Origin of the sequence: Lacisediminihabitans profunda (assembly GCF_008040105.1) — a bacterium.
GTDB classification, from domain to species: Bacteria; Actinomycetota; Actinomycetes; order Actinomycetales; family Microbacteriaceae; genus Lacisediminihabitans; species Lacisediminihabitans profunda.
On record NZ_VRMG01000011.1, the window covers coordinates 78,957 to 94,273 of the forward strand.

13 protein-coding genes are annotated in these 15,317 nt (G+C 69.6%); 6 read left to right on the forward strand and 7 right to left on the reverse strand.

All coding sequences use genetic code 11. From position 1 onward, the window contains the following. Window positions 1–31 precede the first annotated feature (31 nt). The 3 genes from FVP33_RS16430 to mtrA are packed head-to-tail and all read right to left on the reverse strand — an operon-like array spanning window position 32 to window position 4,016. Window positions 32–1,729 carry an LpqB family beta-propeller domain-containing protein gene (locus tag FVP33_RS16430; RefSeq protein ID WP_147784773.1) on the reverse strand — a complete coding sequence of 566 codons (1,698 nt, stop codon included), beginning with the start codon at window positions 1,727–1,729 and terminating at the stop codon, window positions 32–34. Beyond that, window positions 1,722–3,320 carry an MtrAB system histidine kinase MtrB gene (gene mtrB / locus FVP33_RS16435; protein WP_147784774.1) on the reverse strand — a complete coding sequence of 533 codons (1,599 nt, stop codon included), beginning with the start codon at window positions 3,318–3,320 and terminating at the stop codon, window positions 1,722–1,724. Before mtrB ends, FVP33_RS16430 begins: the two co-directional genes overlap by 8 nt. Window positions 3,321–3,335: 15 nt before the next feature. Further along, window positions 3,336–4,016 (reverse strand): MtrAB system response regulator MtrA, encoded by a 681-nt coding sequence (gene mtrA, locus FVP33_RS16440; protein ID WP_147784775.1) that lies wholly within the window; start codon window positions 4,014–4,016, stop codon window positions 3,336–3,338. Window positions 4,017–4,145: 129 nt separating this feature from the next. Between mtrA and FVP33_RS16445 the strand changes: the two genes are divergently transcribed. From FVP33_RS16445 to FVP33_RS16465, 5 genes are read left to right on the forward strand one after another with little or no spacing between them, the layout of a single operon-like run. Continuing rightward, a complete protein-coding gene (locus FVP33_RS16445) occupies window positions 4,146–5,372 on the forward strand; it encodes a DUF7847 domain-containing protein (protein WP_147784776.1) in 1,227 nt (408 codons plus the stop codon). Continuing rightward, window positions 5,369–6,016 (forward strand): DUF4129 domain-containing protein, encoded by a 648-nt coding sequence (locus FVP33_RS16450; RefSeq protein ID WP_147784777.1) that lies wholly within the window; start codon window positions 5,369–5,371, stop codon window positions 6,014–6,016. Before FVP33_RS16445 ends, FVP33_RS16450 begins: the two co-directional genes overlap by 4 nt. Next, a complete protein-coding gene (locus tag FVP33_RS16455; RefSeq protein WP_147784778.1) occupies window positions 6,013–7,206 on the forward strand; it encodes a DUF4350 domain-containing protein in 1,194 nt (397 codons plus the stop codon). The genes FVP33_RS16450 and FVP33_RS16455 overlap by 4 nt, the downstream gene beginning before the upstream one ends. A 21-nt stretch (window positions 7,207–7,227) precedes the next feature. Beyond that, window positions 7,228–8,238, forward strand: coding sequence for an AAA family ATPase (locus FVP33_RS16460; RefSeq protein WP_147784779.1), 1,011 nt, complete (start codon window positions 7,228–7,230; stop codon window positions 8,236–8,238). Window positions 8,239–8,240: 2 nt separating this feature from the next. Further along, window positions 8,241–9,557 carry a DUF58 domain-containing protein gene (locus FVP33_RS16465; RefSeq protein WP_147784780.1) on the forward strand — a complete coding sequence of 439 codons (1,317 nt, stop codon included), beginning with the start codon at window positions 8,241–8,243 and terminating at the stop codon, window positions 9,555–9,557. 345 nt (window positions 9,558–9,902) lie between these two features. On the opposite strand, the gene FVP33_RS16470 is transcribed toward FVP33_RS16465, so the two are convergent. Genes FVP33_RS16470 through FVP33_RS16485 form a run of 4 tightly spaced genes read right to left on the reverse strand, consistent with a single transcriptional unit; the run spans window position 9,903 to window position 14,139 of the window. Further along, a complete protein-coding gene (locus FVP33_RS16470) occupies window positions 9,903–11,378 on the reverse strand; it encodes a catalase (RefSeq protein WP_147784781.1) in 1,476 nt (491 codons plus the stop codon). A 7-nt stretch (window positions 11,379–11,385) separates the two neighbouring features. Next, window positions 11,386–11,817, reverse strand: a complete 432-nt coding sequence (locus FVP33_RS16475) for a Fur family transcriptional regulator (protein WP_147784782.1) — start codon at window positions 11,815–11,817, stop codon at window positions 11,386–11,388. Between the two features lie 47 nt (window positions 11,818–11,864). Beyond that, on the reverse strand, window positions 11,865–13,142 hold the full coding sequence (locus FVP33_RS16480) for an MFS transporter (RefSeq protein WP_147784783.1): 1,278 nt from the start codon (window positions 13,140–13,142) through the stop codon (window positions 11,865–11,867). A 1-nt stretch (window position 13,143) separates the two neighbouring features. After that, on the reverse strand, window positions 13,144–14,139 hold the full coding sequence (locus tag FVP33_RS16485; protein WP_147784784.1) for a stage II sporulation protein M: 996 nt from the start codon (window positions 14,137–14,139) through the stop codon (window positions 13,144–13,146). A 17-nt stretch (window positions 14,140–14,156) separates the two neighbouring features. Here FVP33_RS16485 and FVP33_RS16490 point away from each other — a divergent pair, with 17 nt between their 5' ends. After that, the gene (locus FVP33_RS16490) at window positions 14,157–15,026 is read left to right on the forward strand and encodes an RDD family protein (RefSeq protein ID WP_246142387.1); all 870 of its coding nucleotides are present in this window, start codon (window positions 14,157–14,159) and stop codon (window positions 15,024–15,026) included. The last annotated feature ends 291 nt before the right edge of the window (window positions 15,027–15,317 follow it).

Here is a 15,317-nt window from a genome sequence, read left to right on the forward strand (position 1 = left end):
GGGAGGCTCGGATCGGTGGACAACCGACCGCTCAACGTTGGGTGGCGATGAAGTCGACCTTGACCCTGGTGTTCTGCCAGCTGCTGCCCTGATACGCCCAGATCGTGGAGTCGCCCGCGAGAACGCGCAACCCCGTCTGGCCGTTACCGCCCACGATGGCGCTCGCCGTGGCGGACGGCAGACTGTCGAGCGACTGGCGCTGACCCCCGATCGTGAACGCCTCGATGCTCGACCCCTCACCGGTCGACACGAGAGTCGCGACCGTCAACTGGTCCACCCACGTCGCATCGACGGCCACACCATCACCAAGGGGCAGGTCGACGATGGGCGCCTTGAGGCTCAGGGGCGCCTGCTTGTCCGGGTCGCGCAGGATCGCCGAGACGATGAGCCGCGGTCCGGTGGGAGTCGAGAGCAGGATCACCACACGGGCGCCGTCTCGCGACACCTCGAGGGACTGGACCTGCGAGTCGCCAGGAAGGGCCGCCATGACCGGGTGCGCGACGCCGGCAGGATCGAAGGCCGTGATCGCGTTGGGCTGGTTCGACGGCACCGACCAGACATAGCCGTTTTCGTCGAGCGATGGCGCCACGAGATCGTCGCGCGCATCGAGCGGCGCGGTCTGGGCCACGCCCTTGCGCAGCAGCGACACCCCTCCGGCGCCGAGCACGGCGATCGAGGCGCCGTCGGAGGACAGCGTCGCCGCGCGCGCCTTGAGGCCGACGACCGCCCGGCTCAGGCTGAGAGCGGCGACCTTTCCGTTGGCGTAGAACCCGAACTCGCCCTTGCGCAGCACAAGTGCCTGCGCGTCAACCTTGGTGTCGGCCTGCGGGCCACTCGGGCCGAGGTCGTCGATCTGCAGGGGTGTCCCCTCCACCGAGATCCGTACGCTCGAGATGTTGCCAACCGAGCGCAGGCTCTCGGTGAGCTGCACCTTCATGAGCTGGCGCTCGCGCGGGCTGGCGGCCAGGGCCTCCTTGGAGAGGTCGATGGTGGCGACCCCGTCCTCCGGGGTCACGATGCTGCCGGCATCGCTGAGCTGGGTGCCCTCCGGAAAGCGCGAGAACGCCGCCCCCTTGAGCCAGGTGGGAGGGCCGGCGAGCAAGGAGGTGGCGACGCCAGTCGCGGCCGTCCCGCGGGGGAACCAGCGCAGATCCGGCACGAGGTGCTCGTTGTTCGAGTCGAGGAAGTACAGCGTCTGCTGGGTGAAGATGCGCTGGAAAGTCTGGTCGGAGAGCACGATTCCGGCCGGCGCGGCATTGATGCGCCACTGGCCGTCCTCCTTCACGAAGCCGAACTGCAGCGTCGACGGCTGGGAGGACTCGGTGTACGCGCCGAGGGCATCGACCGTGGCGATCGTGGCGAACGAGTACTGGATGGTGCTGTCGTTCACTGTCGAGAGCCGCGGCTGCCCGCTGCGCACCTGCACGCTCGCGCGCGGGTCCCACTTCTCCTTGAAGCCCGAGGCGAGGAACTTCTTCGCCACGGCGTAGCCGCCGGTCGCCGAGGTGAACGCGGCGACGAATCCCTTGAGGATGCTCTCCTTGCTGGCGCCGAGCTCCGGTCCCTCCGGGTTGAAGTCGAAGTTGGCGCCGCCGGACCCTGCGCTGAGCGAGAGCCCCTGGTTCACCGGCCCCTCGCCGGGGATGCCGACGCAGCCGCTGGCCCCGGCGACGACGACGATGGCGATCGCGAGCGCGAGCACGCGGCGCACGACGGGGCGCTCAGGCATCCTCGCCCCCGAGGTGGATCGAGTCGTCCGGCGGCAGGTCGAGCGGCGACGACACGATCGGCTTGCCGCGTTCGCGGGGCAGGGTGAGCCGAAAACAGGTGCCGACCCCGAATTCGGACCAGACCTCCAGCCGGCCGTCATGCAGCGCGGCGTCTTCGAGCGAGATCGCGAGCCCGAGTCCCGTGCCGCCGATGGTGCGCTGCCGGGACGGATCGGCCCGCCAGAACCGGTCGAAGACTCGCGACACCTCCGACGGCTTCATCCCGATCCCGTAGTCCCGCACGGCGAGCGCGATGGCGCTGGCGTTGCTGTCCACCATGACGACGATGGGCCGCCCCTCACCGTGCTCGATCGCATTGCCGAGGAGGTTGCGCAAGACACGGCGGATGCGCCGGGCATCCACCTCCGCCTCGAAGTAGCCGCCGGGGGCCACGACCCGCAGGGCCGATCCGCGCTCGTCGGCGAGTGGCCGCATCGTGTCCACCGCGTCCTCCACGAGGCGCACGAGGTTGGTCGGCTCGAGTTCGAGCTCGACGGCGCCCGCGTCGTAACGACTCACCTCGAGAAGGTCGGCGAGAAGCACCTCGAAGCGCTGCACCTGGGTGCGCAAGAGTTCCGCCGTGCGCGCGGTCGAAGGCTCGAAGGAATCGCGCTGGTCGTAGAGCACGTCGCCGGCGAGCCGGATCGTCGTGAGCGGGGTGCGCAGTTCATGCGACACGTCGGAGACGAAGCGCTGCTGCAGCCTGGACAGCTCGGCGAGCTTGGTGATCTGCTCTTGCAGGCTGTCGGCCATGCCATTGAAGGAGCGCGCGAGGGTGGCGATCACGTCGTCCCCCTTCTCCGGAATGCGCTGCTCCAGCTGCCCGGCGGCCAGCTTCTCACTGGTTTCTGCGGCCACCCTGATCGGCCCGACCACGAGTCGAACGACGATGTAGGTGACCGCCCCGATGAGCAGGATGAGGGCGAGCCCTCCGAGCAGGAGGGTCTGCTTCACGAAGTTGAGAGTCACGGCAACCTGCGAGAGGTCGTAGACGAGGTAGAGCTCGTAGCTGCCGGCGGACGGCACCGTCACGTTCGACCCCACGACGAGACCCGGCGACCCGTCGGTGAGCGTCACCGACTGGAATTGCACGTGCTGGGGGTCGGCGACGACCCTCTTGCGCAGGGCCTCCGTCACGACATCCGGAAAGTTCGTGGAGCTCGCCGGCTGCATGATCGCGGAGGTGGTCTGCCCCGGAGTGCGCAGGATCGCGAACGCCGTGCCGCCCTGGGTGGTCGTGGAGGGCAGGATCTTGTCCCGAACGGTTCCCGGGAGGCTGTCCAGTTCCACCGTCGGGCCCTGGTCGCCGGCGGGCTCGGCCGCGTCGAAGATGCCCTGGGCGAGGTTGTGGGCGCTGCGCGCCTCATCCTGCACCTGGTTGCTTCGCGACGCGAAGAGATTGTTGCCGATGCTCACGACGATCGAGGAACCGATGATGAGCACGGCGAGTCCGGAGAGCACCACGGTGATGGTGACGGTGCGGAACTGCAGCGACGTGCGCCAGAACCGCACGAGCCGACCGAGATACGACCGCCAGTCGAGGATCTTCATGGGGAACCGGAGGAGTTAGGTGCTGGCACCCGCGCGATAGCCGACACCGCGAACGGTCATCACGATCCGCGGGTTGTCCGGATCGTCTTCGACCTTCGCGCGCAGCCGCTGCACGTGCACATTCACGAGGCGAGTGTCCGCCTTGTAGTGGTAGCCCCACACCTGTTCGAGAAGCATCTCGCGCGTGAACACCTGCTGGGGCTTGAGGGCCAGCGCCAGCAGCAGCTCGAACTCGAGCGGGGTGAGGTTGATCTTGCTGTCTCCGCGCCGCACCTCGTGGCCGGCCACGTCCAGTCGCAGGTCGCCCACCTGGAGCACGTCGGCGCTGCCGGTCGGCGTCGGGCGGAGGCGGGTGCGGATGCGCGCGACCAGCTCCTTGGGGTTGAAGGGCTTGACGACGTAGTCGTCCGCCCCGCTCTCCAGGCCGCGCACGACATCCGACGACTCGGACTTGGCGGTGAGCATGATGATGGGCACGCCGGACTCGGTGCGGATCTCCGCGCACACCTCGATGCCGTCCTTGCCGGGGAGCATGAGGTCGAGAAGGACGAGGTCGGGCTTGGCCGCGCGGAAGGCCTCGAGAGCGAGGGAGCCGTCGGCACAGAAGATCGGCTCAAAGCCCTCCGAACGGAGAACGATGCCGATCATCTCTGCGAGCGCGGTGTCATCGTCCACCACAAGAATTCGTGCGGTCATCGTCCCGTCTTTGGTTCGGAGCCCCCGGTGATTTCGGGATTCGTGAGGCTTTCGCATAAGAGTAGTCGAGTGTGAAAGCATAATTGCCGAGGGTGTGAAGAGCACGAGAGCCGACCGAGGGGAACGCGAGTGACCGACGACACGCAGTGGCAGTCGCCCGGAGGTCGTCCAAGCGGCGCCAGTGGCGCGGGAACGCCCGGAATCCCGCCGATTCCGCCCGTGCCCGCACCCGCCTCCGGCTACTACACCCCGCCCGGGCAGGGGTCGGGACCGCAGCCGGCGCAGGGGCAGCCCGGCTGGACACCGCCGCCGAAGCCCGGGCTGATCCCGCTTCGACCGCTCGACCTCGGCACCATTCTCGGCGCGTCGTTCCGCGTGTTGCGGCGCAATCCGCGCCCCACTTTTGGGGCGGCACTGTTGCTGCAGGGGTCGGCGTACCTCCTCCTCTACGCCGTCATCGGCCTCGTCACGTTCCTGTCGTTCTCCCGGATCAACTCGAGCACGAGCGCCGACAACGCCACGATCGCGGCCGGTTCGGTCGCGACGATCGTGCTCGCGAGTCTCGTGCCCGTGCTGCTGTCGGCGATCGTCGGCGCGCTGGTGCAGGGAATCATCGTGCTCGAGATCTCCCGCGCCACGCTCGGCGAGAAGCAGACCTTCCGCGAGCTGTACCGCCGGGCGCGGGGCCGCATCGGCGCCCTGGTGGGCTGGACCCTCATGGTGGGCGCGGTGCTGCTCATCGCCTTCGGCGTGCTCGCTGGCCTCGTCGCCCTCGTCGTGACGACCCTCGGCATCGCCGGAATCGTGATCGGGGTGCTGCTCGGCGTCTTCGGTGGGCTCGGCTTCATGGTGGTCGCCGCCTGGATCACCACCAAACTCAGCCTCGTGCCGAGCGTGCTCATGATCGAACGTCTCAGCATCCGGCAGGCGGTGGCGCGCTCCTGGAATCTAACTCGCGGCTCCTTCTGGCGCGTGTTCGGCATCCAGCTGCTGGTGAGCGTGATCATCAGCGTGATCTCGCAGGTCGTCTCCGCTCCGCTCAGCTTCATCGCGCCGATCGTGATCGGCCTCCTCGACCCGAACGGCCAGCAGGGCGCGGTCACCACCGTCGTCACGGTCGGGCTGCTCGTGGTGACGGTGATCGTGACCGTCGTCTTCCTCGCGATCAGCACCGTGGTGCAGACCGCGACGACCGCGCTCCTCTACGTCGACCTCCGGATGCGCCGGGAGGGGCTGGACCTGGAGCTCGCGCGCTTCGTGGAGGCCAGGCAGTCCGGCGCCGCCGGTGTCGCCGATCCGTACCTGCCGAGGGAGGCCGGCGTGCTCGTACCGACGGACGATTCGCCCTGGGCATGAACCTCCCGTTCGACGTTCCGGTCGATCCGGATGCCGCCCAGGCCCAGCAATGGATCATCGCCGAACTCGCCAAGGCCCAGTACCGCCCGGCGCAACCCACCTGGTTCGACCGGCTGTCCGCCGCCTTCTGGGACTGGCTGAAGTCGCTCACCGCCGGGATCGGCGGGCCCTTCCAGGGACCCATCCTCGCGATCGCGGCCCTGGTGGTTCTCGCCGTCGTGGTGGTCGCGTTCCTCATCTTCGGGGTGCCGCGGCTGGGGCGACGCAGCACCGTCACCGGCGCGCTCTTCGGCGTGGGCGACGAGCGCGACGCCGCGGCGATGCGGCGCGCGGCGAATGACGCGGCGGCACGGGAGGACTGGGCTCTCGCGATCGAGGAGATGTTCCGATCCATCGCGCGGGGTCTCGCCGAGCGCACCATCCTCACGACCTCGCCGGGCACCACCGCCCGGGAGTTCTCCGCCCGCGCGGGGGCCCTCTTCCCCTCCCTCGCCGCGGCGCTCGCCTCGACGGCCGCCGTGTTCGACGAGGTGCGTTACCTCGACGGCCCAGGCACGGAGGCGGCCTACCGCCGCGCCGCCGAGCTCGAGGCCGAACTGCGGTCCGTCCGGTCCCCCCTGGCACCCGCGGGCGGCGGCGGATGACCGCGACACCGTCGACTGCCACATCCACGACACCGACGATTCGCCGGGCCACCCGGCGGTCGCTGTTCTGGATCCTGGCCGCAACCTTCCTCGTTCTGGTCGCGATCATCGGGATCGCCCTCACCGGGTCGGCCCTCTCCCGCGGCACCGAGTTCTCGGCCACCAATCCCGGGCCGATCGGCAGCATGGCGGTCGCCGAGGTGCTTCGGCAGCAGGGGGTGGACGTGCGGGTGGCCGGCTCGTTCGGCTCGGCGAAGTCCGCCCTCGTCGCCCGGCCGGGCTCCACGCTGTTCCTCTACGACTCCGGAGACTTCCTCGACGACACGCGACTGACCGAGATCGCCGGCCTGGCTCGGGATGTCGTGGTCCTCACCCCCGGGTTCGCCCAGTTGCGGGCGGTGGCCCCGCAGGTGGCCCAGGCCGGGACGGTGAAGCGGAAGGTGTTGCGCAGCGACTGCGCGCTTGCCGCGGTGGCGAAGGCGGAGTCGGTGACCGGGGCGGGCCGCGGCTACCGGGTGACCGGCACGGGCACGGTGGCCACACGCTGCCTGGGCAGCGGGTCGCGGGTCTTTTCGCTCATCCGTCTCGAGCGCGGCGCCCACACGATCACCGTGCTCGGCACGACGGACGCCCTGAGGAACGAGCATGTCGCCGAACGCGGCAACGCGGCGCTCGTGCTCAACCTGCTCGGCGCCAACCCGCGGCTCGTCTGGTACCTGCCGACGATCGACGACAGCGCGGCTGCCGACGCCCCGAGCATCGCCGAGCTCACCCCGGTCTGGGTCAGCTCCGTGATGGCACTGCTCGTGATCGTGGCGATCGCCGCGGCGTTCTGGCGGGGTCGCCGGATGGGTCCGCTCGTGATCGAGAACCTGCCAGTCACCGTGCGCGCGAGCGAGACGATGGAGGGGCGGGCCCGGCTCTACCAGCGCGGCGGGGCGCGACTGCGCGCCCTCGACTCGCTGCGGGTCGGCACCATCGCCCGCGTTGCCGCCCAGTGCGGCCTGCCGCGGCTCGCGACCGTGGACGACGTGATCGCCGCCGCATCCGCCGTCACGGGTTCCGACCCGAGGCAGCTGCGCTCGCTGCTGCTCGACGACACCCCGCGCACCGACCGCGAACTCGTGCGACTGTCCGACCGGCTCCTCGAACTCGAGCGCTCGGTCGCCCGCTCCATCCGCCCCGCCTGACCGACCATGGAGAATGAACGCATGACCGACACCGCCCAAGGATCGCCGGAAGCCCCGGCAGCGCAGCAGCCACGCCACCAGTCCTCCGTCGTGCGCGACCAGTTCGCCCTCGTGCGCACCGAGGTGGGCAAGGCCGTCGTCGGCCAGGATGGCGCGGTCACCGGACTCATCATCGCGCTCCTCGCGGGCGGACACGTGCTGCTCGAGGGAGTGCCCGGGGTCGCCAAGACCCTGCTCGTGCGCACCCTGAGCCGGGCGCTTCGACTCGACACCAAGCGCGTGCAGTTCACCCCGGACCTCATGCCGGGCGACGTGACCGGCTCCCTCGTCTACGACGCCAAGATCGGCGAATTCGACTTCCGCGCGGGCCCGGTGTTCACCAACATCCTGCTTGCCGACGAGATCAACCGCACGCCTCCGAAGACCCAGGCAGCGCTGCTCGAGGCGATGGAGGAGCGCCAGGTGAGCGTGGACGGCGACACCCGCCTGCTCCCGGTGCCGTTCATCGTCGCCGCCACCCAGAACCCGATCGAGTACGAGGGCACGTACACGCTGCCCGAGGCCCAGCTCGACCGCTTCCTGCTCAAGCTCGTTCTCGACATCCCGGAGCGGGCGGATGAGGTGGAGGTGCTCACCAGGAGCGCCGCCGGCTTCAACCCGCGCAACCTCGAGGCGGCCGGGGTGAGCGCCGTGCTCGACGCCGCGGGTCTCGCCGCTGCCCAGGCCGAGGTCGCCCTCGTCGGCTCGAGCCCGGACGTGATCGCCTACATCGTCGACCTCGCCCGCGCCACCCGGCAGAGTCCGTCGGTGAAGCTCGGGGTGAGCCCGCGCGGAACGACGGCGCTCCTCTCGGCCGCGAAGGCGTGGGCCTGGCTGAACGGCTCCGCGGCCATCACGCCGGATCACGTGCAGGCCATGCTGCTGCCCGTCTGGCGGCATCGGGTGCAGCTTCGCCCGGAGGCGGAACTCGAGGGCGTGTCGTCAGACTCGATCCTCCGCTCGATCATGCAACAGGTGCAGGTGCCGATCTAGCCATGGCGGTCTCCGGTCGGTTCGTGCTGCTCGTCGCGCTCGGCGTCGTGCCGATCGTGCTGCTCGACGACCCGGTCTGGCTGCTCGGCTGGCTCGCCGTCGTCGCGCTCGTGGGCGCCGGAGACCTCATCCTCGCCGGCTCTCCCCGGAGCCTCGTGCTCCACCGCGACCTGCCGGAGCGGGTGCGGCTCGGCGAGAGTGTGCCCTCGACCCTGTACCTGGCCAACGCGGGCCGGCGGCGGGTGCACGGGATCGTTCGCGACGGCTGGCAGCCGTCGGCCGGGGCGAGCCCCGGCCGCGCTCGCCTCGACCTGCCGCCCGGCGAGCGCCGGGCGATCGTCACCACGCTCACCCCGTTCCGCCGCGGCGAGCGCCGGGCCGCGCAGGTGACGGTGCGGTCGTTCGGACCGCTCGGCCTGCTGGCCCGCCAGGCCACTCTGGAGCTCGCCGGCGCCATCCGGGTGCTCCCGCCCTTCAACTCGCGCAAGCACCTGCCCTCGAGGCTCGCCCAGCTGAGGGAACTCGATGGCAAGACGAGCGTGATGATCAGAGGACAGGGCACCGAGTTCGACAGCCTGCGCGAATACGTGCGCGGGGACGATGTGCGATCGATCGACTGGCGGGCCACCGCGCGGCGCACCGACCCGTCGACCGGCGCGGGGCCTCAACTGGTCGTGCGCACCTGGCGCCCCGAGCGCGACCGGCGGGTGGTGATCGTGATCGACAGCGGCCGCACCTCCGCCGCGCGCATCGCCAACGAGCCGCGCATCGACACGGCATTCGAGTCGTCGCTGCTGCTCGGCGCCCTCGCGACGCGGGCCGGCGACCGTGTCGATCTCGTGGTCTACGATCGCCGGGTGCGTGGACGGGTGCAGGGAGCCACTGGCGCCGAACTGCTCTCCCGCATGGTCAACGTGATGGCGCCGATCGACCCCCAGCTCATCGAGATGGACTGGTCGGCGGTGCCCGGGCTCGTCGCGTCGATCACGAGCCATCGTGCGCTCGTCGTGATCATGACCTCTATCGAGGCGGCAGGGGCATCCCAGGGGCTGCTGGCCGTGCTCCCTCAGCTCACCCGCAAGCACATGGTCGTGGTCTCGTCGGTGGTCGATCCGACGATCGCCGAGGCGACCCGCGAGCGGTCGAACCGGGACGAGGTCTACCGCGCGGCCGCGGCGGAGCGCTCTGCGCTCGACTCGAGCAGGATCGCGGCCGCGATCCGGCAGCTGGGGGCGGATGTCGTGACCGCAACCCCGGCGGAACTACCGCCGGCCCTCGCCGACCGCTACATCGCGCTCAAGGCCGCCGGGCGCCTGTAGGCTCCCCCGCGCCCCGCCCTTGTCATCCGGGAGACTCCAGTTGTGCAGGACAAGTTGTGCAGGCGGCGTCCTGCACAACGGGAGTCTGCTGCAGCCTGCCGCCCGGGAGACTCCAGTTGTGCAGGACGGGTCGTTCAGGACAGGTCGTTCAGGAACGGATGTTCAACCCAAGGATGTGCAGGACAGCACAGCTTCCAGGGAACCGGAGGGGTTGTGCAGGACGGCCAGTGCAGGACGCGTCCTGCAGAACGCGTCCTGCACAACTGGAGTCTGCAGGAGTAGTGCCGTCCCTCTGCCGCGGATGGGAGGCCCGTCGCCCGGGAAAGACGACGGGCCCCCCACGAGCTACTCGGCGACGCCGATGTACTCCGCGGACGCTCCCGAGAGCGCGGCCCGCAGCGCGGTCCCGAGCTGCGCGTCGACGTTCGTCCAGTACTGGATCGCGCGCTCCCGGATCTCCGCCGACGTCACGCCGCCGACGGCTCCCGTGATGGTGTCGAGGAATCGGCCCTTCGCCGCGTCATCGAACACGTCACGGTAGAGCGTGCCGGCCTGCCCGAAGTCGCTGTCCTCGGAGTGCAGGGTGGCGGCGGAGCGCACGAGGTCCCCGTCACTCTCCCAGCTTCCCTCGGCAGCGGCCGCGGCATCCGCCACCGCACCGCCGAACGAGTTCGGCGCGTAGACGGGAGACGAGGCGGGCTTGAAGCCGTGACGCCCCGCGCCGTCCTGGGTGTAGCTGTTCACCGGCGCGATCGGCGCGTTGACCGGGATCTCGTTGTAGTTGGTGCCGACCCGGTAGCGCTGGGCGTCCGGGTAGGAGAACACGCGTGCCAGAAGCATCTTGTCCGGGCTCACCGCGATGCCGGGCACCGTGTTCGCCGGGGAGAATGCCGCCTGCTCGATCTGCGCGAAGAAGTTCTCCGGATTGCGGTCGAGTGTGTGGGTGCCCACCTTGATGAGCGGGTAGTCCGCCTTCGGCCACACCTTCGTGAGGTCGAAGGGGTTGAACCGGTAGGTCTTCGCGTCCTCGTACGGCATCACCTGCACGTGGACATCCCACGACGGGAAGTCGCCGGACTCGATCGCGTTGTGCAGGTCGCGGCGGTAGTGGTCCGCGTCGGCTCCGGCGATGAGCTCGGCCTCCGCGCCGCCGATCTCGACGTTGCCCTGGTTGGAGGTGAAGTGGTACTTCACCCAGAAGCGCTCGCCCTCGGCATTGATCCACTGGTAGGTGTGCGAGCCGAAGCCGGGCATTTCGCGCCAGGAGCGCGGCAGGCCGCGGTCGCCCATGAGGTAGGTGACCTGGTGGGCGGATTCCGGAGACAGCGTCCAGAAGTCCCACTGCATGTTTGGGTCGCGCAGTCCGGAACCCGGGAGGCGCTTCTGCGAATGGATGAAGTCGGGGAACTTGATGCCGTCGCGGATGAAGAACACCGGCGTGTTGTTTCCGACGATGTCGTAGTTGCCCTCGGTGGTGTAGAACTTCACCGAGAAGCCGCGCACGTCGCGCCAGGTGTCCGGGCTGCCCTGCTCGCCGGCGACGCTCGAGAAGCGCTGCAGCGTCTCGGTGGTGGTCCCCGGCTGGAAGACGGCGGCGCGGGTGAAGCGCGACACGTCCTCGGTCACCACGAAGGTGCCGAACGCCCCGCCGCCCTTGGCGTGCACGATCCGCTCCGGGATGCGTTCGCGGTTGAACTGCGCCAGCTTCTCGACGAGATACCGGTCGTGCAGCACCGCGGCGCCGTCGGCCCCGACGGTGAGCGAATGCTCGTCGCTCGCTACCGGGGTTCCGGTCTGGGATGTGGTGGGTTCCGTCACGATGTCTCCTTCATTTCTTGCGGTCGTTGGTTTGCTGGCAGGAGGCGCAGAGGCCCCAGAAAGTCACTTCGGCGGTGGTGATGATGTACCCGCTCGCGTCGTTCGGTGCGAGGCACGGCGCCGATCCGTGCACGCAGTCGACGTCGGCGACCGCCCCACAACCGGTGCAGACGATGTGGTGGTGATTGTCGCCGATGCGCCGCTCATACAGCGCCGGGGATCGTGCGGGCTCGATGCGGCGCACGAGCCCGGCCGCCGTGAGGTCGGCCAGCACGTTGTGCACCGACTGCACGGACATGTCGGGGCGCTCGGAGCGCACCGCGTGGCAGAGCGTCTCGGCGTCGGAGTGGGGCAACCGATCGAGCGCCGCGAGAACCGCGAGCCGACCGGGGGTGACCCGAAGCCCCTGCCCATGGAGCTGAGATTCGATGGGCGTGGTCACCGCTCCACTCTGCCAGTTATCGTGAACTATTCATAATTAGGCGAGGGTCAGGCGGACGCGGGTTCCGTCTCCGTGGGGAGCGTACGCATCCCGAGCAGCGGCGAGAACACCACGAAGGAGGTGCCGGCGATCGAGCCGGCGAACGCGATCCAGAGTGTGGGGACGATGCCGATCCATCCGCCCAGGGCGCCGCCCACGAGACTCGCGATCGGCATCACGCCCCAGACGACGCAGCGGATCGATGCGTTCATGCGCCCGAGCAGCCGCGGCGGGCAGAGCCGCTGGCGCAGCGTCACCTGCGTGATGTTGTAGACCAGCACGAGGAAGGACTGGAGGAACTGCGCGACGATGAGCACGGGCAGCGCCGCGCTGGGAACCACGGCCGCCAACGGGAGGGCGCCGATCAGCAGCGCGCTCGCGATCGCGGACAGCGGGATGACCGTGCCCTCGCCGACGAGCCGGGCGAGGTGCGGCGTGGCCAACGCCCCGAGCAGGCCACCGACAGCACCCACCGACAGAATGAGTCCGAGCGCGCCGGGGCCGAGTCCGAGGGTGCGCAGCAGTAGCAGCGGGAAGAGCACGAAGGCGAGGGCGGAGAAGAAGTTGAATGCCGCGGTGCTGCCGACGATCCGACGGATCAGCGGCTGGCCTGCCACGAACCGGACCCCCTCCGCGATCTCGCGGCCCAGCCCCAGGCGATCGGCCGGATCCGCGCGCACCTCGTTGTCGCGGATCCGGGCGAGCGCGGCCGCCGAGATGAAGAACGAGATCGCGTCCGCGAGCAGGAGCAGCGGCGCCGAAATCACCGTGAGCAGGGCGCCGGCGAGACCCGGCCCGCCGATCCGCGCCACTTCGAAGCTCGCCTCGAGCTTCGAGTTGGCGTCGGCGACCTGTCTCGACTCGACCAGGATGGGGATGTAGCTCTGGTACGAGACGTCGAAGAAGACCGTGGCCGTGCCGACCACCGCGCCCACGATCACGAGCTGCCAGATCTGCAGCACTCCCAGCCACCACATCAGCGGGATCGCGGCGAGCGCGACCGCCCGCACCAGGTCGGCGACGATCATCACGCGGCGCTTGAGCATCCTGTCCACCCACGCCCCGGCCGGCAGCCCGACGAGGAGGAAGGCCGCGGTGTCTGCCGCGTTCAGGACGCCCAGTTGCCAGGCCTCGGCGTGCAGCACGAGCACGGCGAGCACGGGAATGGCGAGTTGGCTGAACTGAGAGCCGAACTGGCTGATGGTCTCCGCGCCCCACAGCCAGCGGAATCCCGGGTGCCTGAACACCGACGCCGGCCTCGACGCGGCGTCCGCGTTGGCGCTCACGCTAGCCGGCCACGATCTGCCGGGCACCCGCCTCGAACTCGCCCAGGTCTCCCGTCTCGCCCGCCCGGTGCGCGCGCCGCCCGACCACCCACTGGTAGAAGAGGAACGCGCCGAGGGCGACCGAACCGATCCCGATCTTGATCACCCACGGCCAGTCCTGACGCGTGACGAACCCCTCGATGATCCCGGAGACGAGGAGGGAGAGGATGAGGCCGATCACGACCGTGAACAGGGCCCGGCCCTCCTCCGCCAGCGCCCTGGCCCGCGTGCGGGCGCCCGGCGCGATCCACGCCCAGAAGATGGCCATCCCCGCTGCTCCCGCGGTGAAGATCGAGTAGAGCTCGAGCTGGCCGTGCGGGGCGATGTAGAGGAAGAAGATGTCGAGCCGGTCGTGCGAGGCCATGAGCGCGCCGGACAGCCCGATGTTCTGGGCGTTCATGAACAGCAGGTACGGCGCGTAGACACCGGTGATGCCGAACGCTATGCACTGCGCGGCCAGCCAGGCGTTGTTGGTCCAGACCTGGCCGGTGAAGGACGACGGCGAGTGGTTGGAGTAGTAGTTGACGAAGTCCTGCTCCACGAACTGCTTGCGGAACTCCGCCGTGCCGAAGTGCGCGATCACCCCGGGCGTGTTGAGCGCCCACAGGGCGTAGAGCGTGGCGACGAGCGCGGTACCGAACGCGATGGCGAGGCAGAGCCAGCGGATGCGGTAGAGCGCCGCGGGCAGCTGGGCGGTGAAGAACTGGGGTACCTGGCTCACCACGTTGCGACCGGCACCGGTGAAGCGCAGGCGAGCGCGCGAGAGCCCCACGGAGAGCCGGTCGCCCTGGATCGTCTGGCCGGCCGTGGTCTTGATCGCGGAGAGTTGGCTCGATCCGGCCTGGTAGCGCTCGATCAGCCGGTCGGCCTCCGCACCGCTGAAGCGACGCTTCTTGCCGAGCCGGGCAAGCTCGTCCCACTCATCGCTGTGCGCGGCGGAATAGGCGTCGAGATCCATCTGCTTAAATACTAGACATGGCATTCGAGCCCCGCTCCGCTTTTGTGTCGTCGGCGGTTCCGACGACGGCGGACGACGATGCCGAGCTCATGACCGGCGAGGCCGTCGCGCTCGATCTGCGTCCGACCAGTTTCGTGCTGAGGGCCGCCGGAGCGCTCATCGACTTCGTCGTGTATCTGGGCACCTGGCTGCTCATCATCCTCGCCCTCTCCTCGCCCCTGTTCGGCAGAATGCTCGATGACGCGAGCGGGGCCGCGGCCGCCGTCGCCGCCCTCGTCTTCTGCCTCATCGTGCTGCCGACGGCGGTGGAGACGGTGACCCAGGGCAAGTCCCTCGGCCGACTCGCGATCGGGGCCCGGATCGTGCGAGACGACGGAGGCTCGATCGCGTTCCGGCATGCCTTCATCCGGGCGCTCACGGGCGTGCTCGAGATCTTCTTCACCCTCGGCGGGGTCGCCGCTATGGTGGCCATGCTCAACGGCCGGTCGAAGCGGCTCGGGGACCTTCTCGCCGGCACCTACAGCCAGAACGAACGGGTCTCCGGACCCACCCCGGCGGTTTTCGGCATGCCGACGGAGCTTCTCGACTGGTCGAAGACCGCGGATGTGGCGCGGCTGCCAGACGGACTGGCGCGGCGGATCGCGCAGTTCCTCGGCCAGGCCGCCCGACTGTCGCCCGAGGCGCGGGCCAGGCTGGCCCGCGACCTCGCCAACGAGGCATCGGCCTTCGTGTCACCGCTGCCGCCCGTGCATCCCGAGCTGTTCCTCGCCGGAGTCTCCGTGATCCGTCGCGAGCGGGAGTCCCGCGCCCTTGAGCTCGAACGCGAGCGCCTCGAGCATCTCGCTCCGGTTCTTCGCGCGCTCCCGCACGACTTCCCCGACCGCTGAGAGCGCGTCGCCCCGCGTCGCCCCCGCCCGCGCGCCCCGCCCGCCCGCACGCCCCGCCCGCCGCACGCCCCGCCCGCCGCATCCGCCCCACAGCTTCCGAAATCCATGCATTTCTTGCCCGGCCCCGGTGTGTCTGCGACGACACGCCGAGTCGCGCCGAGAAATGCATGGATTTCGGAAAGGGAAAGGGAAAGGGAAAGGGAAAGGGAAAGGGAAGGGGAAGGGGAAAGAGAAGGGGAAGGGGAAGGGGAAGGGGAAAGAGAAGGGGAAGGGGAAGGGGAAAGGGAAAGG

Bases quoted from the DNA above. Each gene is read 5' to 3' on its own strand.
- mtrA (WP_147784775.1), bottom strand. From the start codon at position 4,016: ATGACCGCACGAATTCTTGTGGTGGACGATGACACCGCGCTCGCAGAG.
- mtrB (WP_147784774.1), bottom strand. From the start codon at position 3,320: ATGAAGATCCTCGACTGGCGGTCGTATCTCGGTCGGCTCGTGCGGTTC.
- FVP33_RS16465 (WP_147784780.1), top strand. From the start codon at position 8,241: ATGGCGGTCTCCGGTCGGTTCGTGCTGCTCGTCGCGCTCGGCGTCGTG.
- FVP33_RS16455 (WP_147784778.1), top strand. From the start codon at position 6,013: ATGACCGCGACACCGTCGACTGCCACATCCACGACACCGACGATTCGC.
- FVP33_RS16485 (WP_147784784.1), bottom strand. From the start codon at position 14,139: ATGGATCTCGACGCCTATTCCGCCGCGCACAGCGATGAGTGGGACGAG.
- FVP33_RS16450 (WP_147784777.1), top strand. From the start codon at position 5,369: ATGAACCTCCCGTTCGACGTTCCGGTCGATCCGGATGCCGCCCAGGCC.
- FVP33_RS16490 (WP_246142387.1), top strand. From the start codon at position 14,157: ATGGCATTCGAGCCCCGCTCCGCTTTTGTGTCGTCGGCGGTTCCGACG.
- FVP33_RS16430 (WP_147784773.1), bottom strand. From the start codon at position 1,729: ATGCCTGAGCGCCCCGTCGTGCGCCGCGTGCTCGCGCTCGCGATCGCC.
- FVP33_RS16460 (WP_147784779.1), top strand. From the start codon at position 7,228: ATGACCGACACCGCCCAAGGATCGCCGGAAGCCCCGGCAGCGCAGCAG.